This window comes from Anaerostipes sp. (assembly GCF_018381315.1).
GTDB lineage: Bacteria > Bacillota > Clostridia > Lachnospirales > Lachnospiraceae > Anaerostipes.
Window position 1 is genome coordinate 1 of sequence record NZ_JAGZSD010000029.1, and the last position, 20,044, is coordinate 20,044.

At 45.0% G+C, this 20,044-nt stretch carries 22 protein-coding genes; 2 read left to right on the forward strand and 20 right to left on the reverse strand.

The features are described 5' to 3' along the window. Positions 1-217: 217 nt before the first annotated feature. From rplA to KH180_RS15735, 18 genes are all read right to left on the reverse strand, one after another. Complete coding sequence (rplA, locus tag KH180_RS15650) at positions 218-910, reverse strand: 50S ribosomal protein L1 (protein WP_290762038.1); 693 nt, start codon at positions 908-910, stop codon at positions 218-220. 182 nt (positions 911-1,092) lie between these two features. Beyond that, positions 1,093-1,518: a 50S ribosomal protein L11 gene (gene rplK, locus KH180_RS15655; protein ID WP_006568184.1), complete on the reverse strand. Its 426-nt coding sequence runs from the start codon at positions 1,516-1,518 to the stop codon at positions 1,093-1,095. Between the two features lie 77 nt (positions 1,519-1,595). After that, the gene (nusG, locus tag KH180_RS15660) at positions 1,596-2,144 is read right to left on the reverse strand and encodes a transcription termination/antitermination protein NusG (protein ID WP_137330088.1); all 549 of its coding nucleotides are present in this window, start codon (positions 2,142-2,144) and stop codon (positions 1,596-1,598) included. A gap of 15 nt (positions 2,145-2,159) precedes the next feature. Continuing rightward, the gene (gene secE, locus KH180_RS15665; RefSeq protein WP_006568182.1) at positions 2,160-2,357 is read right to left on the reverse strand and encodes a preprotein translocase subunit SecE; all 198 of its coding nucleotides are present in this window, start codon (positions 2,355-2,357) and stop codon (positions 2,160-2,162) included. 27 nt (positions 2,358-2,384) lie between these two features. Further along, positions 2,385-2,549 (reverse strand): 50S ribosomal protein L33, encoded by a 165-nt coding sequence (rpmG, locus tag KH180_RS15670; RefSeq protein WP_288231468.1) that lies wholly within the window; start codon positions 2,547-2,549, stop codon positions 2,385-2,387. 84 nt (positions 2,550-2,633) lie between these two features. After that, the gene (nrdG, locus tag KH180_RS15675; protein ID WP_290762044.1) at positions 2,634-3,137 is read right to left on the reverse strand and encodes an anaerobic ribonucleoside-triphosphate reductase activating protein; all 504 of its coding nucleotides are present in this window, start codon (positions 3,135-3,137) and stop codon (positions 2,634-2,636) included. A gap of 11 nt (positions 3,138-3,148) precedes the next feature. Continuing rightward, positions 3,149-3,541 carry a hypothetical protein gene (locus tag KH180_RS15680; protein ID WP_290762046.1) on the reverse strand — a complete coding sequence of 131 codons (393 nt, stop codon included), beginning with the start codon at positions 3,539-3,541 and terminating at the stop codon, positions 3,149-3,151. A 14-nt stretch (positions 3,542-3,555) separates the two neighbouring features. Then, positions 3,556-5,676 (reverse strand): anaerobic ribonucleoside-triphosphate reductase, encoded by a 2,121-nt coding sequence (gene nrdD, locus KH180_RS15685; protein ID WP_290762048.1) that lies wholly within the window; start codon positions 5,674-5,676, stop codon positions 3,556-3,558. A 205-nt stretch (positions 5,677-5,881) separates the two neighbouring features. Then, entirely contained in the window at positions 5,882-6,412 is a 531-nt protein-coding gene (locus KH180_RS15690; protein ID WP_290762051.1) for a Ger(x)C family spore germination protein, read from the reverse strand. Next, positions 6,396-7,451, reverse strand: coding sequence for a GerAB/ArcD/ProY family transporter (locus tag KH180_RS15695; protein WP_290762054.1), 1,056 nt, complete (start codon positions 7,449-7,451; stop codon positions 6,396-6,398). Before KH180_RS15695 ends, KH180_RS15690 begins: the two co-directional genes overlap by 17 nt. Beyond that, positions 7,432-8,955 carry a spore germination protein gene (locus KH180_RS15700; protein WP_290762057.1) on the reverse strand — a complete coding sequence of 508 codons (1,524 nt, stop codon included), beginning with the start codon at positions 8,953-8,955 and terminating at the stop codon, positions 7,432-7,434. The genes KH180_RS15695 and KH180_RS15700 overlap by 20 nt, the downstream gene beginning before the upstream one ends. Before the next feature lie 78 nt (positions 8,956-9,033). Further along, a complete protein-coding gene (locus KH180_RS15705) occupies positions 9,034-9,720 on the reverse strand; it encodes a GntR family transcriptional regulator (RefSeq protein ID WP_290762060.1) in 687 nt (228 codons plus the stop codon). Positions 9,721-9,736: 16 nt separating this feature from the next. Next, entirely contained in the window at positions 9,737-10,609 is an 873-nt protein-coding gene (ispE, locus tag KH180_RS15710) for a 4-(cytidine 5'-diphospho)-2-C-methyl-D-erythritol kinase (protein ID WP_290762063.1), read from the reverse strand. Between the two features lie 89 nt (positions 10,610-10,698). Next, positions 10,699-12,258, reverse strand: coding sequence for a DUF3794 and LysM peptidoglycan-binding domain-containing protein (locus tag KH180_RS15715; RefSeq protein ID WP_290762065.1), 1,560 nt, complete (start codon positions 12,256-12,258; stop codon positions 10,699-10,701). Between the two features lie 88 nt (positions 12,259-12,346). After that, positions 12,347-12,595 carry a Veg family protein gene (locus tag KH180_RS15720; RefSeq protein WP_137330099.1) on the reverse strand — a complete coding sequence of 83 codons (249 nt, stop codon included), beginning with the start codon at positions 12,593-12,595 and terminating at the stop codon, positions 12,347-12,349. Positions 12,596-12,708: 113 nt separating this feature from the next. Then, positions 12,709-14,694 carry an ATP-dependent zinc metalloprotease FtsH gene (ftsH, locus tag KH180_RS15725; protein ID WP_290762068.1) on the reverse strand — a complete coding sequence of 662 codons (1,986 nt, stop codon included), beginning with the start codon at positions 14,692-14,694 and terminating at the stop codon, positions 12,709-12,711. A gap of 102 nt (positions 14,695-14,796) precedes the next feature. Continuing rightward, positions 14,797-15,195, reverse strand: a complete 399-nt coding sequence (locus KH180_RS15730; RefSeq protein WP_290762070.1) for a protease complex subunit PrcB family protein — start codon at positions 15,193-15,195, stop codon at positions 14,797-14,799. Positions 15,196-15,251: 56 nt separating this feature from the next. Then, positions 15,252-16,556, reverse strand: a complete 1,305-nt coding sequence (locus KH180_RS15735; protein ID WP_290762072.1) for a pyrimidine-nucleoside phosphorylase — start codon at positions 16,554-16,556, stop codon at positions 15,252-15,254. A 171-nt stretch (positions 16,557-16,727) separates the two neighbouring features. Here KH180_RS15735 and rbr point away from each other — a divergent pair, with 171 nt between their 5' ends. Then, positions 16,728-17,267, forward strand: coding sequence for a rubrerythrin (gene rbr, locus KH180_RS15740; RefSeq protein ID WP_290762075.1), 540 nt, complete (start codon positions 16,728-16,730; stop codon positions 17,265-17,267). 68 nt (positions 17,268-17,335) lie between these two features. Here rbr and KH180_RS15745 read toward each other — a convergent pair whose 3' ends face one another. Together KH180_RS15745 and KH180_RS15750 are read right to left on the reverse strand one after the other, a co-directional pair. Next, on the reverse strand, positions 17,336-18,124 hold the full coding sequence (locus KH180_RS15745) for a hypothetical protein (protein ID WP_290762078.1): 789 nt from the start codon (positions 18,122-18,124) through the stop codon (positions 17,336-17,338). Between the two features lie 284 nt (positions 18,125-18,408). Further along, positions 18,409-18,867 carry a nucleolar protein 3 gene (locus tag KH180_RS15750; protein WP_290762080.1) on the reverse strand — a complete coding sequence of 153 codons (459 nt, stop codon included), beginning with the start codon at positions 18,865-18,867 and terminating at the stop codon, positions 18,409-18,411. A gap of 149 nt (positions 18,868-19,016) precedes the next feature. Between KH180_RS15750 and KH180_RS15755 the strand changes: the two genes are divergently transcribed. Further along, positions 19,017-19,991, forward strand: coding sequence for a phosphotransferase (locus tag KH180_RS15755; protein ID WP_290762082.1), 975 nt, complete (start codon positions 19,017-19,019; stop codon positions 19,989-19,991). The last annotated feature ends 53 nt before the right edge of the window (positions 19,992-20,044 follow it).

Sequence of the window (20,044 nt, forward strand, 5' to 3'; positions counted from 1 at the left end):
TTTTCTTCTTGAAGCAAAGATTCGGAGGCGGTGCGCAAAGCGCAGTGAGGCTGTTTGAACGAAGTGAGTTCCGAACGGGCCGCCGGAGAAGCTTTGCTGCAAGTTAGAAAATCTTACATCCCTGAGACAGCAAGCCGAAGAACTGGTCAAAATGTCACAATATTTAAAAACCCCTCTATAAGTTTAGAGGGGTTTGTCATAACTTTAACTATTCTGTTTAAGCAAACTTAGCTGCGTCAACCTTGACACCAGGTCCCATTGTAGATGTGATAGTCACATTCTTGAAATACTGACCTTTTGCTGCTGACGGTTTTGCTTTAATAATAGCATCTATTAACGTCTGGAAGTTGTCCGCTAACTGTTCTTCTGTAAAAGAAGCCTTACCTACTGGTACATGAATGATGTTGTTCTTGTCCAGTCTGTATTCGATCTTACCAGCTTTGATATCTTCGATAGCTTTTGTCACATCCATAGTTACAGTACCGGCTTTCGGGTTCGGCATTAAACCTTTCGGTCCGAGGTCACGTCCTAAACGTCCTACAATACCCATCATATCCGGTGTTGCAACAACAACGTCAAAATCAAACCAGTTTTCTTTCTGGATCTTCGGAATCAGTTCTTCTCCTCCGACAAATTCTGCTCCTGCTGCCTTTGCTTCTTCTGCTTTTGCATCTTTAGCAAATACAAGGACACGTACTTTTTTACCAGTACCATGAGGCAGTACAACTGCTCCACGGATCTGCTGGTCAGCCTGGCGTCCGTCTACTCCGAGACGGAGATGTGCTTCAATTGTCTCATCAAATTTGGCATTTGCCGCCTGTTTTACTACAGATACTGCTTCCTGTACATCGTAAAGCTTAGTTCTGTCTACTAACTTGGCAGCCTCTGCATATCTTTTTCCTTTTTTCATTCTTAAAATACCTCCTGTGGTCATATCGGGAGCAACCCTCCCACTTTCTGATAGCTTAAAAGAGGTTACACTCGACTAGCGCTCGAACTTCGCCTTTGGCTCGCTCTCGCTGAGTCTCGGTAACGGCTTTCACACTAAACTCGGCCTGCGCCTTTGGCTTGACCTCCTTAAGTGTTCAATGCCTACTCCTCTACTTCGATTCCCATGCTTCTTGCTGTTCCTGCAATCATGCTCATTGCAGCTTCAATAGATGCAGCATTTAAATCTTTCATCTTTGTCTCAGCAATCTGCTGTAAATCTGCTTTGGATACTGTTGCGACTTTCTTTCTGTTCGGCTCTCCGGATCCGGACTGGATCTTGCAGGCTTTCTTTAATAAAACTGCTGCCGGAGGAGTCTTTGTCACAAAGCTGAAACTTCTGTCCTGGTATACTGTGATCACAACAGGAATCAACAGGTCTCCCTGATCTGCTGTCTTTGCATTAAATTCCTTTGTGAACTGTACGATATTTACACCGTGCTGACCAAGTGCCGGTCCTACTGGCGGTGCTGGTGTTGCCTTTCCTGCCGGAATCTGAAGTTTAATATATCCTTCTACTTTCTTTGCCATAATCGTTAACCTCCTGATGATTGTGGTAATTACGGGAGATATCCCTCCCACCTTGTTACGTGCAGAGGTCTTGTTATTTACTCTGCTTTTTTGATATCTAAGAAATCAATCTCTACTGATGTGGCACGTCCAAACATTTCCACCTCGATGGTAACTGTCTGTTTGTGCTCATTAACTGTGGTAACTGCACTTGTCGTACCTTCCCAAGCACCGGAAGTAACAACAATGATATCCCCTACTTCAACATCAATATCAATTTTTTCCTTCTTAGGCGTTTCTTCGTTTGTACCGCCGACACTGATTCCCAAAGGCCGCATCTCAGCCGGGGTCAATGGAACCGGTTTGGATCCAGGCCCTACGAATCCTGTCACACCTCTGGTATTTCTGACAACATACCATGTGTCGTCATTCATAACCATGTGGATCAGCACGTATCCTGGGAACATCTTCTTGGAAACCTGTTTCTTCACACCGTTCTTCAGTTCCGTTACGTCCTGAAGCGGTACCCGGACCTCTAAAATCTGATCTTGAAGCTTACGGTTCTCGATCGTCTTTTCAATATTTGCTTTTACTTTGTTTTCGTATCCGGAATAGGTATGAACTACATACCAATTTGTTTCTGTCATATGCTCTCCTTACCTTTACCCTACTAACATCTTTATTCCATATTGAAGTCCCAAATCCAGAACAGCAATAATAATACCAATGATAATAGCACACACGACCACGACGCCGGTTTCTTTGGCAATGCGTTCTTTAGAAGGCCAGATGATTCTTCCGAATTCTGATTTCAATTCTTTGAACCAGCTGGTTTTGCTTGATTTGCTGGTATTCTTCATGTTCTCACTTCCTTAAATAAACGTGCATTACTTAGTTTCTTTGTGTAATGTGTGTTTTTTACAGAACTTACAGTATTTTTTTGTTTCCATACGTTCCGGATGTGTTTTCTTATCCTTCATCATATCGTAATTACGCTGTTTACATTCTGTACATTCTAATGTGATTTTTGTGCGCACAACTTCCACCTCCATTGTTTTTAAAATAAGGCATAAAAAAAAGACCTCTTCCAACGCTAAAGTCTAGCTTACACATTGTATCACGGAAGAGGCAGGACGTCAAGCCTTGTTTTCTCTTATGTAGAGCACTTTTTTCTTTTGTTGCAGAGATTTTTTTACATCGATTACCTGCTGGTTTGAACTTCCTTTCCAGTGAAGGGCAGTGTCTTTTAATTCTTCTACAAATGGCCCGTCCACAAGCACGTCCACATTCCTTACCGAATCCAGCATACAGACTTCCTCCCACAGGAATCCGGTATACATCCAGATTGTTTTGTCCGGAAATCTTTCTTTGGCCTCAAGAATCAATTTCTCCACCGGCCCGCGGTTCTCCGGATGCAGAGGATCTCCCCCGCTTAAGGTCAGTCCGCTGATATAGTCTTTGTCCAGCGCCTCAAACAGTTCTTCTTTAGCCGTCTGGTCAAATTCAATGCCTCCCTGGACATCCCAGGTCACAGGGTTATGACAATTCCGGCACTCATGGGTGCAGCCTGCCACCCACAGGACCGTTCTCAGCCCGTCCCCGTTTAACATATCGTCCTTCGTAATATTATGATACCTCATATCTTCCCTCTCTATGCTAATATCATCCACAGTCCCGCCGCCGCAAACAAAAGAAACGGCAGAAGCCGCTCTGTCCCCAGCAGGGCAGTAAACGGCTGCGGTATATAAACCTCATCCGGCTTTGAAGGATTCAGGAGCGCTTCTGCCTCCTGTCCTTCCTTAAATACTCGTTTTTCTGTGTATTTGTACATCCTCAGTACAGAACTGTACTGCTTTCCTTCATATGTATAGGTAAAAACCGGATTGCTCATTTTTAAGTTCAGATAATTTACAAATGGTTTCTGCCCCGAGCAGACTGCCTTCACTTTGACAGAATACCGGCGTTTTTTCATAACCTGCATGACAGCCGGCTGAATCAGGAACCCTGTTCCTATGATTAAAAGTACCACTCCAACATAAACCATTGTCATCATCCTTCCTACATTGATACCCTGTCGGCAATCTCCGCCATCTTGGCATCATTCAGTCTTGTGTCTCCTTTTACCCTGGAGTATGAGAGATACCCGTTCATCCGGTCGATCTTGGTTAGATTACTGCTTCCGCAGACCGGGCACACTTCCATTTCCAGTTCTTCGTGTCCGCAGTCATCACAGTATGACAGAGAAAGATTTACCCCTTCATAGTATCCCAGATCCATAGCACGCCTCACCAGCGTCCTGACAGCATCTTTGTTATAGCTGATCGGATACTTCACATACTGGATCTTTCCGCCGTTGCATTTTTCCCAGAAACGTCCTTCCAGATTCTGTTTCTCAATCGGAGTCAGTTCTTCTGACACATGGCAGTGAAAGGAATTGCTCACATACTCTTTATCAGATACGTTCTCAATAACTCCGTATTTTTTCCTGAACTGTTTTACCTGAAGTCCGCAGAGGTTCTCTGCCGGCGTGCCGTAAATGGCATACAGATGTCCGTCTTCTTGTTTAAACCTTGCCACCTGTTCGTTGATATATTCAAGGACCTCCAGGGCAAATGCCCCGTCCTGTGCGATGGACTTTTTATTATGAAGCTGCTGCAGTTCATTGAGAGCTGTAATGCCGAAGGATGCAGTGGCAGATTTAAGCAGCGGCTTGATCTTGTCATGAAGCCCCAGGTGTCCTCCTAAAAATCCTCCCTCGCAGTACGCCAGAGGATTGGTAGACGCCTTCATCTCTCCCAGATAATCGTATGTCCTGATATGAAGCTCTCTGATCAGATTCAGATAGTAGTCCAGCACCTGGTAAAAGTCTTTGCTCTCCTGCTTTGCCTTGGCATAGATCATCGGCAGATGCAGGCTCACGGCTCCGATATTGAACCTTCCCACAAAAACCGGCTCGTCCTTTTCATCCAGAGGACTTGCCCCTCCCTTTTCATACCATGGCGATAAGAAGGCCCGGCATCCCATGGGACTGACGATCTTTCCGTACCTCTTGTACATGTCCGGCACATAACCTTCCCCTGTAAGGCTCAGCCAGTCAGGGTACATGGTTTTGCTTGAACAGCGGATGCCTGCTTCAAATACATCCTCAAGCTCTCCTCCCGGTCCGTGCAGGTTCTCATCATATAGAAAAACGATCTTCGGGAACAGCACCGGTTTTTTATGTCCCTTTTTCCCCTGTCCTTTTCTCCTGACATCCAGCATGGTGATAGACGCCATTTTAGCAAAACGTCCGGTTCCCGTCCCTGCGGTCACGGTAATAAACGGATAATCTCCCCTGCTTGATGACACACTGTTAAACTTGTATTCCAGTCCCTGAAAGCCCTGGCAGAACTCTTTCTGCACATCCTTTAAGGATTCTTCCTCTGCCCTCTCTCTGGAAAGCCCCAGCGATTCATACTTTTCAATCCCTTTCTCATAGGACTTCTCAGCATACGGCTCCAGAATCAGTTCAATATTCGGCACTGTAAACCCGCCGTACTGCTGGCTCGCAGCGCTCAGCACAATATCTCCGATGACATCAAACGCCACGTCCAATGTCTTAGGTTCATTATACCATAAATTTCCCATCTCAAAACCGCCTTTTAATACGGCATCTACATCAAACAGACAGCAGTTCATCGTATCTCTTCTGGCTGACATATCATGAATATAGATGTATCCGTCCCGGCAGGCCTGGATCTCTTCCGTAGTGAGAAAAAACTTTTGATACAGGGATTTATTCAGTTCATTAAAGATCAGGCTTCTTTTAGTGGATACAAGAGCACTGTCCGTATTGCTGTTTTCTTTATCTCCGATATACATAATGGACTGGCTCTTTTTATAGACATCATCCAGCATTTCCACAAAATCCTGCTTATAGTTCCGGTAATCCCGGTAGCTTTTTGCCACATCCGGATTGACCCTTTCCAGGGCACCTTCCACCACATTATGCATTTCCGTAATATGTACTTCTGATTTTTTAAGCTCGTCCACTCTTGCGGTGACAAACCTGCATATCTCTTCCAGCTCTTCCTCCGTAAATTTCACAAGTGCGCGGTATGCTGATTTATTTACCGCAGTGACCACTTTCTGTATATTGAAGTCTTCTCTTGTGCCGTCTTTTTTAATAACCCGTATCATATTTGCTCCTCCCTGACTGTTCCCAAAGCATTGTCCTGCCTGCGGCATATCCCGCATTACGCAGGAGACACCGCAGGCAGAGGCTCATCGCTATTATTTGTAAAAAACACAACATCTTGTGTTTAAACTTTATATTTTCTACTATATTATGTGTGAATGGTTCCATCTTATCATTTCACACCAGACAAGTCAAGACTGAATTCTGTCACTTCCTGCCGTAAATTCTGCCAAGGGTCAGATCCTTGGGCTTTTTCACTTTCGGAGAACTTTCAATGCCTTTTGCCATGTATTCTCCGAAAGAGACAGGCAGGTCTTTTTCAACAGCAAATAAGTCCTTTAACGTCTTTTGGCTTTTCAGAACCAGAACAGATTTGGCAATATCCGAACGATTTAAAAGTTCTTCTATCATAGTATCATCCATTTGTCCGCCGGTAAATACAACAACCTTTAAATGTCCGAAATTTAATTTCTTCGGCTGGGAGCGCTCAAACTTCCGGTTGATGTCATCCAGGGATTTTCCTGAATACACAGCGGACTTGGACGGCACTTTTGTCCCCTGGTTATCCTGGGCCTTTGTAAAGTCCGCACAGGAATAATCAATCAGATAGCCGTGTTCTGTCTTTTCTATTCCCATAGCCAGCACATAGCTGCTGTCCTCAATATCTCCTGCCTCTTTACAGCCTGTGAACCCGGCACATATACAGACAGCCAGCAGAAAACTAATGATCTTCTTCATGGGTGCCTCCTCTCCGCTCTATCCAGAACAGGACTGCCGGAATGGCAATCCCCAGCAGAAGATTTCCAAACAGGAACACAGAAATAAAGTTTTCCCAAAAGCGAATGGCCGGGATCAGTATTCCTGAGATCAAAAACAGCCCTCCGTAGGAGATCCATCTTCCCCATTTCTTTTTTCCCGGAAAAGCTTTTTCAAAGCTCCAGTTTCCATAAAACAGATAACCGCTCAGCACACAGAACACCCCCACAATCCAAAAGGCAATCAGGAAAATATCCAGCCTTGCCATGATGCCTCCCGGCATAGCTACATTCTGTGCCATTGAAATGACCGGAAACGGGTCTCTCTTGATCATAGTGAGCCCAAGACTTCCCGCTGTGGCTGCAAAGACTCCCGCTGACAAAAGAATCATTCCAAGAAGTGTCCCCTTCTTCATTCCCTTTTCCTTCATATGCCCCTGATAAAACCAGACCAGCTCCATGGGGTGGAACAGAGCCAGGATATAGAGTCCTCCCACTGCCAGATTGTCCGGTTCAAACTGCCGGATTAAAAAAGGCTTTACCGAAAATTCTGTCATGCTGAGAAGGAGAATAAAGATAAACGGAACCAGGATAAACCAGAATAATCCTTCCATGACCCTTCCCCTGTCATCCAGGCCTTCTCCGTTCATTCTGAATGCCAGAAACACCACGGGCAGGCCGATCCAGTAAATGTTCATATATGGAAGGAGAAAGGTTCTCGCTAAAATCAGCATATAGCCGTAAAAAAATGCTGCATTCATAAAAAATCTTACATAGTAAAGAAACGAGATGACCCTGTGCCTGTTTAAGACCTCTTCCATGGTCAGAGAACCCTCCGTTTTCTGAACCAGCCAGGGATAGAAGGCTGCTGCCAGGGCTCCCAGGATCACCGTATAGAGACCGATTTGTCCTGATTTTAAGACTGCTGCCTGGGGCAGAAACATTCCCACTCCGCAGAATGTTTCAAGAAGGAAGATTCTGCTTCCCTGTTTTTTAGAAATTTCAAGATTTTCTGTCCACATGATCCTGTCTCCTTCCCTGCCTCTTTTTTGCCCCGTCTTTTGTAAACCATGGCCTGAAAATCATCTTTCTGATCGGCATCCGCACAAGATAATCTTCCCAGGGATCTGTCTCTTCCACCGTTGCAGAAACGGTCGGAAACAAATATGGGATACCATAACTGGTGAGCTTCATCAAATGAATGGCTATGGCTAAGAAGCCCAGGAAAAATCCGTAAAGACCCCATATGGCACAGACAATCATAATGGAAAACCGGAGCAGCCGGAATACTCCGGCAAAGCTTTCGTTAGGTATGGAAAATGACGCAATGGCCGTAAATGCAACCACAATTACCACAATGGTGCTGACAATATTTGCATCCACTGCCGCCTGGCCCACAATCAGGCCGCCGACGATGCCAATGGTTCCGCCCAGCTGTCCCGGAAGCCGGATTCCCGCCTCCCTTAAAAGCTCAAAAGCCAGTTCAAGAAGCAGAACTTCGATGACTACAGGGAACGGCACGCCTTCCCTGGCCGACACAATGGACAGCATAAACGGTGTGGGCAGAATTTCCGGATGGAAATTTGCAATGGCAATATAGAATCCAGGCAGCCCAATAGCAATAAAGGAGGACAGATATCTGAGAATCCTCGCAAAAGTAGCTACCTCCCACCGATTGTAATAATCGTCGCTGGCCTGAAAGAAAATATTTAATGTCACAGGCAGAATGATTACCTCCGGTGAGTTGTCCACCACCAGAACTACCCGCCCTTCCATAAGCCCGCTGGCAGCCTTGTCCGGCCTCTGAGTCAGCTGGTACTGGGGAAACGGTGTCTTTGTATCCTTCTCCATAAGCTGCTCCAGCATTCCGCTGTCAAAAATGCCGTCAATCTTCAGTTCATCCAGCTGCTTTCTTATCTCTCTTACAATATCATCCCTGGCCAGATCTTCTATATACATCAAAGCCACGTCTGTTTTGCTTCTTGTCCCGATCCTGATCTGAATTACCTTCATTCTTGTATCTCTGACTCTTCTGCGGATCAGCGCCGTGTTAGTCCGAAGGCTCTCATTAAAACTGTCCTTCGGGCCGATCATCGCTACTTCTCTGTCAGCCTCCTGCACTCCTCTTGTGGGAAAGAACTTGCTGGATATAAAAATAGCCTGCTCCATCCCGTCAAAAAACAGGACAGTGTCTCCCGACAGGACTGCCGTGACCGCTTCGTCCATAGTAGCAATCATTTTCCGGTCTGCACTTTCGATAACCCACGATACCACGGATTCCTTCAATGGCTGAAGCGGCTCCCTGAGAAGAGGTTCCAGCACATTTTCCTGAATCATATCAGCCTTGGAAAGCCCGTCGGTATAAATTACATACATGCCGGTGTTCTTTCTCTTTCCGACATAAAACTTTTTCTTTACAATATCGTTGCAGTCAGCAAACACCGCTTCCAGATAAGCAATATTTTGTTCCAGATTTTTGGATATCCTGCCCTTCATCCTGTGATCTCTGTCATGAAATCGGTCCATTTTCACACCACCTTTTTAAAGTAGTATGGGCAAAAAAAAGAACTCTATGCGTACGCACAGAGTTCCGTGTAAAACCTTTTAAGCTTTCTTTTCTTCTTCCTGGATCTTTTTGATCACAGTTTCTTCCTGATTGTCAATGTGACGCTTCATGATCTCCTGGGCAGCTGTTTTGTTGCCGCCGAACATGGCATCTACCAGCTCCTCATGTTCTTTCAGAAGCACTGCGTGGTATTCCGTATCCTTAACATATTCCAGACGGTAACGGTAAATCTGCTCCCTTAAATTATTGATAATCTGGATCAGCCTTTTATTTTGGGTTGCCTCAAATACGGCATCATGAAATTCCACATCACAGTCCGCAATCTTTGGATTGTCGCCTGTTGTGATAGCTTCTCTGAAATTTTCAAGAGCGGCACTGATCTTTTCTCTTGCTTCATCGTCCAGCCGGTCCGTGGCAAGGCCTGCCGCCAGCTCTTCCAGAGAACTTCTCACTTCCAGCACATCTCTTAAGTCCTTTTCTGTGATTCTGGCTACCTCTGCCCCTTTTCTCGGGATCATAACAACCAGTCCTTCAAGCTCCAGCTTGCGGATCGCTTCCCTGACCGGTGTACGGCTGACTCCCAGACGATTTGCCAGAGCGATCTCCATCAGGCGTTCTCCGGGCACAAACTCTCCGGTAATAATCGCCTGTCTGAGTGTATTGAATACCACATCCCTGAGAGGCAGATATTCATTGACATTTACTTTTAATTTATCACTGCTCATCTTTCGTTCCCTCCAATTATGATTCTCTATTGACCGGCGGCACCACATAAGCCTGCTTCACATCTTCAAATGATTTGAGATTGGAAAGTGCTGCCCGCGCTTTGTCCTCTGAAACAAAAATTCCGAAAACCGTCGGTCCGCTTCCGCTCATGAGGGCATTTTCCGCCCCCTGCTCCATCAGAAAGCTTTTAATTTCATCAATCACAGGATATCTTGGAACCGTCACTGTCTCCAGTACATTTTCCATTCGGCCGGTGATCCCCTGCAGATCCTGATGCTCTATGGCAGAAACCATGCCGCCGATATCCGGATGCGATGCAAGCCCCGGCACATCCAGGTTCTCATACACAGCTTTTGTGGAGACACTGATGCCGGGTTTGGCGATCAGAATGTGACAGTCCGGCATGGGCGGAAGCTTTGTCAGCTTTTCTCCGATTCCCTCGGCTAAAGCGGTCCCTCCTATGACACAGTACGGGACATCTGCTCCCAGTCCGGCTCCGATCTCACAGAGTCCGCTTTCCGGAATCCCCAGGTCAAAAAGCTCATTCATCCCTCTCAATGCTGCTGCACAGTTGGAACTGCCTCCTGCCATACCTGCAGCAATAGGAATTCTCTTCTCCAGATACGCCTCCACTCCGCCTCTCAGCGCATATTTCTCCTTTACTGCCGCAATAGCCTGGTAGACCAGATTCTGTTCGTTGACCGGAAGAAACTTAAGATTGGCGGAAAGTTTGATGGAATCCCCGGCGGTTTTTTTAAGCTCCAGCCGGTCAAAAAGACCCACTGTCTGCATGACCATCCTCACTTCATGATACCCGTCATCTCTCCGCCTTATTACATCCAGCCCTAAATTCACCTTGCCGTAAGCTTTCAGAACTATCTTCTTCATCTGTACTCCTCACTGTCTTCTGCCATTGAAGCATTGTATTGTATACAGAACATTATAGTATTGTTCCTATAAAAATGCAATCTTATTTATCAATTCCATCCAATTTCTTTGACAATCAGCAGTTTATCTCCCGGCTTGACTTCTTCCACCCCTTCATTTTGGTCGCGGATATCATCCACCGTAGTGAAATAACGTTTTGCAATAGACCACAGAGTATCGCCGTCCTTTACAATATACCCTACAATTCCCGGAATCTTCTGCAGTTCTTCATAATCCAGAGGCTGTTCGGCTACATCTACCATGATCTGTTCGGCCTTTTTGTGAAATGAAATAAAATCAAAGACCACATTGGCCTTAATCTCGATCTCATCCCCTTCGGTAGGGGTTGCACTGATCTGATCCAGCATCACGTCCAGCTGGTAATCATCATCCTTCATCAGACCCTTTGCCTCGATAAAGTAAGAGAACGGTTCCATGTATGAGCTGCTCATCACAGGATTCTGGTCCTCACTGGACAAAAACAGCACATCGGCCATTAAGACACCTTCTACCTGGAGTCCCTGTTCTTTTACCTCCACGTCGTCTATATTGCAGCTTCCCTTCACCGATAATACCTGAAGAAGTTTTCCCGGCTCCTGCTCAATAGAGAAGCGTTTTGCCATCTTCATCGTTGCCTGATTTTTTCCTATAAGAGATTCAAAAGAAAAATCTCTGAATTCCGGCACCAGCGTCTTTTTCATCGTATAGCAGTCCCCGACATAGGACAGAACCTGATCCTCGTAGACCTTAATATCACATTCCAATGTGGCATCCACAGAGACAACTCTTTCTTCTCCGTCCACATCCGGGCGGATCTCCAGCTGGTGATTGCCCAAAGAGATATGAATCTTTCCGATCATGCCCGGAGCACACTCATAACACTCCAGCTCGGTATGCAGGGGAATCTCCCATCTCGCATACTGAACCGGCAGCTGCTCATCTTCCCCTAAATACAGGATAAACACATGCATATCTCCCTGGATGTCAATGCTGTGTTCTTTTAATTTTCCCTGTACGTTCTCCAATTCTACCTGGCTCCAGAGAATCTCATAGATATTGGACTTGTTGGCGGGAAGCACCAGCTCCTCCTTCATTCTGGCAATATCTTTTTTATTGACAATCAGGTCTGTCACCTGCACCTCTTTTTTGAGGGCAGAAATTCCGTCCCCGAGAACATCGATGATGCCTTCTTCTTTGATCTCCTCGTTGACATGGAGGGTCAGGGTCAAAAGGATCCTTATACTCAGCTTTCTGGAATTGATGAGCACCGTGTTAATATCGTCGATGACATAAGATACTTTCACATAATCTGTCGGCACAGCGCCGTCCATATGTATAAACTCTTCAAATGGGAGAACGAAATCTAAGGACTCCAAATAAGTTCTGGCGTCAATCGTCCCATAAAGTCCTGAAAAATGGAATTCTCCTTTAATACGGATACGGTCTACCATCATCTCCGTCTCCTGCATGATCACCAGGCCTTTGGTCTGAATCATTTTTTCCATATCGGGTTTTGTGTCCGGCACATTGCAGTCCTGGTCAATTGTAATCTGCACCTGCTTTCGCTCTTTTGCTACTATTCCATAAAAATCCTTTTTGTTAAAATCCATAAAAAATTCCTCCCTGTCTTGTATATACAAATATATTCAGACAGGAAGGAATCTATTCCTTCAAGATTAAAATTGTGTCCGGTAAATATTATCCTTCCAGCAGCATCATTCTGACATCTTTTGTGATGACGTCCTGATAACTGAAACTGACAGTCTTGCTCTTAGAACTGCTGCTGTCATCCTCAATCTCTACGAGAAAAATATTCGGATATGTCTCCGTAATGACTCCCTGTGAAGTTACAAACTTATGTCTACCTTTGTTTGAGCTGATCTTGATTTTGCTGCCAATGCGCTCCTGAATTGACTTTCGAATGCATTGAATATCCATTTGTGTCATTCTTTCACCCCATTCTATCCATACAGAACTCGTGACACCTTCTGTATACTGTAAACTTTATTGTATCATTATAACCGAATTCTGTCAAATCTATACATGGGCTGTCCAGAATCTTACACATCCTGAGAGTTTTCTTCCATATCTTCCGGCTGTTTTTCCTGTTCCGGCAATGCATTTGTATCTGCTGTCTCTGGCCCGCCATCTGCGCTGACTGTATCCTCATCTTCTGATGGCTGATCCTCTGTCTTCTCAGAAAGGCCTTTCTTTTCGTTAAATATCTTCATAAATTCTTTTCCGGTGATCGTTTCTTTTTCAATCAGGAACTGGGCTGCTTCATCGAGAATATCCATGTTTCCGCGGATCAGCTCCAGGGCCTTGGCGTAGGCATCTTTAAGAATTTTCATCACCACTTCATCCACCTTGGCGGCGGTGGACTCAGCACAGTTCATCACAGGCCGTCCATCCAGATAACGGTTGCTGATAGACTCCAGTCCCATAAGTCCGAACTCTTCAGACATGCCGTACTGGGTTACCATGGCTCTTGCCATAGCCGTAGCCCGCTCAATATCATTCGATGCACCGGTAGTGACTGTCTGGAACTTAATCTCCTCAGCTGCACGCCCTCCGAAGAAAGATACCAGATCGGCCAGTATCTCATCCTTTTTGTTCAGGTACTTCTCTTCCTCAGGCCTCTGCATGGTATATCCCAGCGCACCCATGGTCCTCGGCACGATCGTTATCTTCTGTACCGGCTCAGACTCCTTCTGGAGAGCCATAACAAGCGCATGTCCCACTTCATGGTACGCGACAATCTGCTTCTCCTCTTTGCCCAGGATACGGTCTTTCTTTTCTTTTCCTGCGATTACCACTTCCACAGCCTCAAAAAGATCCGACTGTGACACATACTCGCGCCCGGCTTTAACTGCAGCCAGTGCAGCCTCATTGATCATATTGGCCAGGTCAGACCCCACGGCTCCCGATGTAGCCAGTGCAATCTCTTCAAAGTCAACACTCTCATCCATCTTCACATCCTTGGAGTGGACTTTTAATGTCTCGATTCTTCCCTTTAGATCCGGGCGCTCCACGATGACCCGGCGGTCGAATCTTCCCGGACGAAGCAGTGCTTTGTCCAGCACCTCCGGACGGTTGGTGGCTGCCAGAATGACCAGTCCTTTGGATGTATCAAACCCATCCATCTCTGAGAGAAGCTGGTTCAGTGTCTGCTCACGCTCATCGTTTCCGCCTCCCTGTATGCCGTTGTCACGGCTCTTTCCAATGGCATCGATCTCATCAATAAAGATAATGCATGGCGCCATGGACTGGGCCTGCTTAAACAAGTCACGGACCCTGGATGCACCTACACCTACAAACATCTCTACAAAGTCAGAGCCTGACAGAGAGAAAAACGGAACGTTGGCCTCTCCCGCTACCGCCTTTGCAAGCAGTGTCTTACCTGTACCCGGAGGTCCTACTAAAAGTGCTCCCTTGGGAAGCTTTGCACCGATCTTTAAATACCGGTCCGGATGGTGCAGGAAATCTACCATCTCAGTCAGTGACTCCTTAGCCTCCTGCTGTCCTGCAACATCGGCAAAAGTAACACCTGTCTTTTTCTCCACATATACCTTGGCGTTGGACTTCCCAACTCCCATCATCCCGCTCTTACCGCGCATCATAAACATCAGCAGACCGAATATGATGATCGCCGGCAGGATACTCATCAGAACACTCATCAAAATCTCTGAGCCATCCTTGGCCTTGGCCTGGTAGTTCTCGATTCCCGCCTTCTCCAGCCGGTTCACCAGCTGATAATCCGGTACGGGCAGCTGGACTACTTTGTATGTAGTCTTATACAGCGGATTTTCTGATTCTTTTGGTACGACGGTGATCACATCACTGTCAAATACTACCTTCTTAACTTCCTTTTTCTCAATCATCTTGACGAATTTGCCGTAGGAAATCTCGGTTTCTGTACCGTTCTTCCATTTTCCAACGACGAAATTGAACAAGACAGCAACTAAAATGGATGTAATTAAAATCGATATGATCATCTGTATCGAGTTCTTATTATTTTTATCTGGTTTCTTCTGTCTGTTATCCACGAACGCTTTTCCTCCTTAGATCTTTTCAAGCATTTATAAGCTACATTATATGGTTTCACTGCCTGAAAATCAATAAAACAATTCTAAAGTTTTTATGATATATCACAAAAACACAACATCTTTTTCATAATTCTGGCTCTTGATTACAATATACGGACAGGAGTTTCCCTTTTCCTGCTGGCTCTTCGGCACTCCGATCAGATTCGTATCAATATAGATATGGTCCTCATCCATCTGCATCCGCTTGACCCGGATCTTGTACCCTGTGCCGGTCTGTTTTCCATATCCGATCACATAATACATTGTCTCCTTCATAGAATACGTAAAATGAAAAACTTTATCCTTCTGTTCATGAATTCTCTGCACTAATTCCTTTGGAAGATTTTCTTTTCTGCATACTGCGTAATCTACCTCTTCTTTTGCTCCCTGCTTTTCCTGCTTTACACATCCGGAAGAAATACTGCACACAAACAGCAATACAACAACAGCAAACCGCTTCATAGGCCACTCCGTTTTTTTATTAGCTTATGAAAAACAGCACCGGCTCATGTATTCTTTCAGGAAAATATTTTTTTAACGATTGGCCCGGGGGTTACCTGTTCACCGGATATTGATACATTTTTCAAAAAATGCTGCCTGGCATCTTTGAGTTTTTGCCGGTCATTGGCATGAATCACTGCAAGACACTCTCCTGCCGACACCGGATCTCCCTTTTTCTTTTGGAGTACCAGCCCCACCGAAGAATCAATCCGGCTTTCTTTTGTCTCCCGTCCTCCCCCGAGAATCAGGGAGCAGATACCGATTTCCTGTGTATTAAAAGCTGATATATAACCGCTGTCCTCTGATAGAATTTCTTCTATATAATTTGCTCTGCTGAAGTTTTCGGGCTGGTCGATCCATGACGGGTCCCCGCCCTGTGCCGCAGCAAATTCCCGGAACTTCTCAATCGCTTCTCCGCTGGAAATTTTCTGCTCCAGAATCCTTCTGGCTTCCCCGGCACTGCCGGACTTTCCGGCCATACAGAGCATCTGAGCACCCAGCGTAAGCACAAGCTCTGTAAAGTCCTCAGGCCCCTCTCCTTTCAGTGTATCTGCAGCCTCTTTCACTTCCAGTGCATTTCCCACTGCCCTTCCTAACGGCTGATCCATGTCGGAAATCACTGCTGCCATATTCCTTCCGGCTTTTTTTCCTATATCTATCATGGCTTTTGCCAGTTCTTCTGCGTCCTCCAAAGATTTCATAAAGGCTCCGCTGCCGCATTTTACATCCAGCAGAATCGCATCCGCTCCGGCCGCCAGCTTTTTGCTCATAATGCTGCTGGCAATCAGTGACGTCTGATCCACGGTAGCTGTCACGTCCCTGAGAGCATACAGAAGCTTATCTGCAGGAGCCAGATCCTTTGTCTGTCCCATGATAGCAATGCCCACCTCTGTCACCTGGCGCATGAACTGCTCCTCTGTCAGCGATGTACAAAAGCCAGGAATGCTTTCCAGTTTATCAATGGTCCCGCCTGTGTGTCCCAAACCTCTTCCTGACATCTTGGCCACCGGAATGCCGCAGGATGCCACCAGCGGACCCAGGGCCAGCGATGTCTTGTCTCCAACCCCTCCTGTGCTGTGCTTATCTACTTTAATGCCCGGAATTTGTGACAATTCCAGCATATCTCCGCTTTCTGCCATAGCCATGGTAAGCCGGTAAGTCTCCTGGCTGTCCATTCCCCTGAAATACACTGCCATCATCAAGGCTGACATCTGATAGTCCGGAATACTCCCATTTAAATAATTTTCTATCATCCATTGAATCTCATCCTGCGTAAGTGAGACACCGTTTCTTTTTTTCAGAATCAAATCATACATTCTCATAGCGGCTGCTCCTTTCTGCGTATCATCAAAATCTTTGATATATTAGCAGCAATTGAATAATTTATCCTTATTGTACCATAATAATAGAAGAGTATGTATTGACTTATATACATATATCTGAGATAATAAAACAGTAATAATTACTATTATAGAATTAGGAGGTTATGTGTAATGCCAAATTTAAAAGGAACAAAAACAGAACAGAACCTGATGGCTGCATATGCAGGAGAGTCACAGGCACGTACAAAGTATGATTTTTATGCAAGCCAGGCAAAAAAAGATGGTTATGTGCAGTTCGGCAATATCTTTGCTGAAACCGCATTAAATGAAAAAGAACATGCAAAAATTTGGTTTAAGCTTTTACATGACGGAATGCCTTCCACAGAAGTTAACTTAAAAGATGCTGCTGCCGGAGAGAATTTCGAGTGGACCGATATGTATCCTACTTTTGCAAAAGAAGCAAAGGAAGAAGGATTTGATGAGATCGCTGCACTGTTTGAGATGGTTGCTGACATTGAAAAACGCCATGATGAACGCTACCAGCAGCTGACAGAGAATATCGACAAGGGAATTGTCTACAAAAGAGAAACAGAGCAGGCATGGATCTGCACAAACTGCGGACATGTACATTACGGAACTGAAGCTCCTGAAGTCTGTCCTGTATGCGCACATCCGAAGAAATTCTTCCAGATTCATTCAGAAGACTATTAATCTTTCACTATATGCAGTTTGAAAAGAGGCACTGTGGATTTCAGATCCGCAGTGCCCCTTTTTATGTTTTAATAAAATGTCCTGATCCAGTTGTCAACCTTTTTGGCCGACGGATAAATCCTTTTTTGCTTTTTTGTCTTTACATTGATCTTATAATATCTCATGGTACTTTTGACCGGTTTAGCATAAATCAGGGATTTGTTGCTGAAGTACAGGACAGAAGCCGGACTTTTGATCTTTTTGGAAAGAACTCTGCGTCTCTTCCCCTTCAGGTCTCTGCTCACAAGCCGGTCCGTACTCTTATTGTGGGATTTATTATAGGTACACTCCAGGTAATAAATCCGTTTCCCATAAATTTTCATTCTAGCCTGATTCGCCTTTTTTGTGATACATTTTGCTTTTTTCCCATTCGTCCTGCTGACATAGATCGGCACAGTACTGACATCGGTGGCAAAACCGTTTGTATAAAGCTTTCCGCCTGAAATCAGCATATGACGCACGTTTTTTCTCACAAGGTATTTTTTCTTTGTTTTCAGATGATAACGGTAGAGATCCTGTCCGTTCCCATATGGATAGACAGAATAATACAGCCATTTGCCGTACTCTGCCTTCACCGTCATACCGTAAGTATTCTTATGCGTCAAAAGCTTTTTCCATTTTCCCTTTTTCTTCCTGTATAAAACAGCTGACGGACTGCGGACTGCAGTCCCGCGCTCCTTAATATTGACTTTGTAACGGTGCTTCCCTACCTTGTAAATATTGCTTCCCGATAAGGCTGCATACTTTGCCTGGGCGGCCTCTGCCTGCTCCGGCGGCAGAAGGACAACGCCAAACATTACAGCGAGCAAAACAATCATACTCCTCCGAATAATACCTTTTCTTTTCATACTTTCACCAGCCCTTCAGAATAAAATAGGGAATTCCCTATGCAAGAACAAAGTGGACGAGCCACCTCATCTCCCCAACCTCTCACTCTTTGAGGGGCTTGTTCACTTTGCGCGCCAAATGTGATTTGCCAAAGGCAAATAGATTCCTTGCGCATTTGTGCGCATCCTGCATGGAGTGCTTTTTATTTCATGGGACGCACTTCCCCATGAAATAAAAAGGCACAGAGGAGTTCTGCTCCTTTGTGCCTTAATCATTACCTTTTCTTTACAGACAGCATCTGCATGTTAGCCTGCCCTTCCAAAGCTCCGTAAGTAAAAGAAATCTTTGTTCCGGGTTCCATATCATTGAGTGCATCCATGACCTTCTCATCTTCAATGATGAACGTCTTATACTCTCCGTTTGACATCTCAACTTCAACAGAATTGCTGTCACCGAAACCATTGTATACACCAGTTGCACTGACCGGCTTCTTCGCCTCATCTTTTTTGTCTGCGATGGTTGCTTCAGTTGTAGACTTTGATGTGGCAGCAGTCGTAGCCTCAGTCTCTTCGGTAGCTACCGTAGACACCTCATCGCTCTCTGCAGTTGCCTCGGTCTCAGCTGTTGTAGTCTCTGTGGCAGCTTCAGAGCTTGGGCTCTTTTTGCCGCAGGCCATCAGGCTTACAGCTCCGATCATCAGGATACAGGTTATAAGTAAATATTTTTTTCTCATAATAGACTTCCTCCAATTGTACTTCTGTAATATTTGTAACATTTAGATTAGTACCAGTATACTTCATTTTTTTCTGAATTACAAGACGATATCATATCCGGCATCCCGGGCACATACAATTAGAGGTAGAACTTTGAGGAGGGCATATTGTGAACGACAAATACAAAATACTTTTAGATCAGTATGATATGCATATTGATTATTTAAAAAGAGGCCGCGGCGAAATCATCTGCGGCACTGATCAGGGGTTATTTGCCCTGTCTGCTACGAAACTGTCCGAAGAGCGTCTGGCTGTCGAACATCAATGGAAAAATGAATTGATGGACCAGGGATTTACTAAGATTGACCAATATATAGTAAACAAAGAACATGAATTTATTTCCTATGATAAATACTATGAACCTTTTGTTATGAGAAGGACTTACAATGGTACAGAATGCAATATCCACTCTCCTTCCGATTTATCCTCGGCATGCAGGAATCTGGCCTCCTTTCACCGGATTTCCGGCAAGATTCCTTACCGTGCAGATTACGGGACGCCCCATCTGTCTCTGACAAAACACTATGATCAGCGGCGGCGGGAACTTAAGAGCATCTGGAAATATATCGGAAGCAGAAAAAACAAAGGGGATTTTGAGTATTTGTTTCTGAAGGAAATTCAGTCTTTCTGGAAACAGCTTGAGGAATCCTCATCCAAGATGAAAGAACTGACCGGTCTGAAAGAAGGGTGGTGCCACGGCTCTTATAATCAGCACAATGTACTGATAGGGCCCCACGGAACTGCAACTCTTCATTTTGAGCATTTTTACTATGGCTATCCGCTCACTGACCTTTATTATTTTATCAGGAAGGCCCTGGAGAAAAATGATTATCAGTTCAGTATCTGCGAGACTATGCTGAAGGGCTATAACAAAGTACAGCGTCTGACAATGAATGATTATTCTTTCCTGTACGTTTTATTTTTATACCCTGAAAAACTCTGGAAAATCTCAAATCAGTACATGAATCATAAAAAACACTGGGTATCTCCAAGATATCTCAATAAGCTTCAGGATATTGTTGATTTAAAAGAAAAAAGAGAGAAATTTCTTTTACAATATCACAATTTTTATAATGTTTTTTAGCCCCAGATAAGTTATAATAAAACATAAGGAAAAACGTAAAGGAGGAGCACCAC

Coding starts and splice junctions, on each gene's coding strand:
- rplK (WP_006568184.1), bottom strand. CDS start 1,518: ATGGCAAAGAAAGTAGAAGGATATATTAAACTTCAGATTCCGGCAGGA.
- KH180_RS15735 (WP_290762072.1), bottom strand. CDS start 16,556: ATGAGAATGTATGATTTGATTCTGAAAAAAAGAAACGGTGTCTCACTT.
- KH180_RS15695 (WP_290762054.1), bottom strand. CDS start 7,451: ATGTGGACAGAAAATCTTGAAATTTCTAAAAAACAGGGAAGCAGAATC.
- KH180_RS15680 (WP_290762046.1), bottom strand. CDS start 3,541: ATGGTTTATGTTGGAGTGGTACTTTTAATCATAGGAACAGGGTTCCTG.
- rbr (WP_290762075.1), top strand. CDS start 16,728: ATGCCAAATTTAAAAGGAACAAAAACAGAACAGAACCTGATGGCTGCA.
- nusG (WP_137330088.1), bottom strand. CDS start 2,144: ATGACAGAAACAAATTGGTATGTAGTTCATACCTATTCCGGATACGAA.
- KH180_RS15720 (WP_137330099.1), bottom strand. CDS start 12,595: ATGACACAAATGGATATTCAATGCATTCGAAAGTCAATTCAGGAGCGC.
- KH180_RS15705 (WP_290762060.1), bottom strand. CDS start 9,720: ATGAGCAGTGATAAATTAAAAGTAAATGTCAATGAATATCTGCCTCTC.
- KH180_RS15750 (WP_290762080.1), bottom strand. CDS start 18,867: ATGAGAAAAAAATATTTACTTATAACCTGTATCCTGATGATCGGAGCT.
- KH180_RS15745 (WP_290762078.1), bottom strand. CDS start 18,124: ATGATTGTTTTGCTCGCTGTAATGTTTGGCGTTGTCCTTCTGCCGCCG.
- rplA (WP_290762038.1), bottom strand. CDS start 910: ATGAAAAAAGGAAAAAGATATGCAGAGGCTGCCAAGTTAGTAGACAGA.
- nrdG (WP_290762044.1), bottom strand. CDS start 3,137: ATGAGGTATCATAATATTACGAAGGACGATATGTTAAACGGGGACGGG.
- KH180_RS15700 (WP_290762057.1), bottom strand. CDS start 8,955: ATGGACCGATTTCATGACAGAGATCACAGGATGAAGGGCAGGATATCC.
- nrdD (WP_290762048.1), bottom strand. CDS start 5,676: ATGATACGGGTTATTAAAAAAGACGGCACAAGAGAAGACTTCAATATA.
- KH180_RS15690 (WP_290762051.1), bottom strand. CDS start 6,412: ATGAAGAAGATCATTAGTTTTCTGCTGGCTGTCTGTATATGTGCCGGG.
- KH180_RS15730 (WP_290762070.1), bottom strand. CDS start 15,195: ATGAAGCGGTTTGCTGTTGTTGTATTGCTGTTTGTGTGCAGTATTTCT.
- KH180_RS15715 (WP_290762065.1), bottom strand. CDS start 12,258: ATGGATTTTAACAAAAAGGATTTTTATGGAATAGTAGCAAAAGAGCGA.
- rpmG (WP_288231468.1), bottom strand. CDS start 2,549: ATGGAGGTGGAAGTTGTGCGCACAAAAATCACATTAGAATGTACAGAA.
- ispE (WP_290762063.1), bottom strand. CDS start 10,609: ATGAAGAAGATAGTTCTGAAAGCTTACGGCAAGGTGAATTTAGGGCTG.
- secE (WP_006568182.1), bottom strand. CDS start 2,357: ATGAAGAATACCAGCAAATCAAGCAAAACCAGCTGGTTCAAAGAATTG.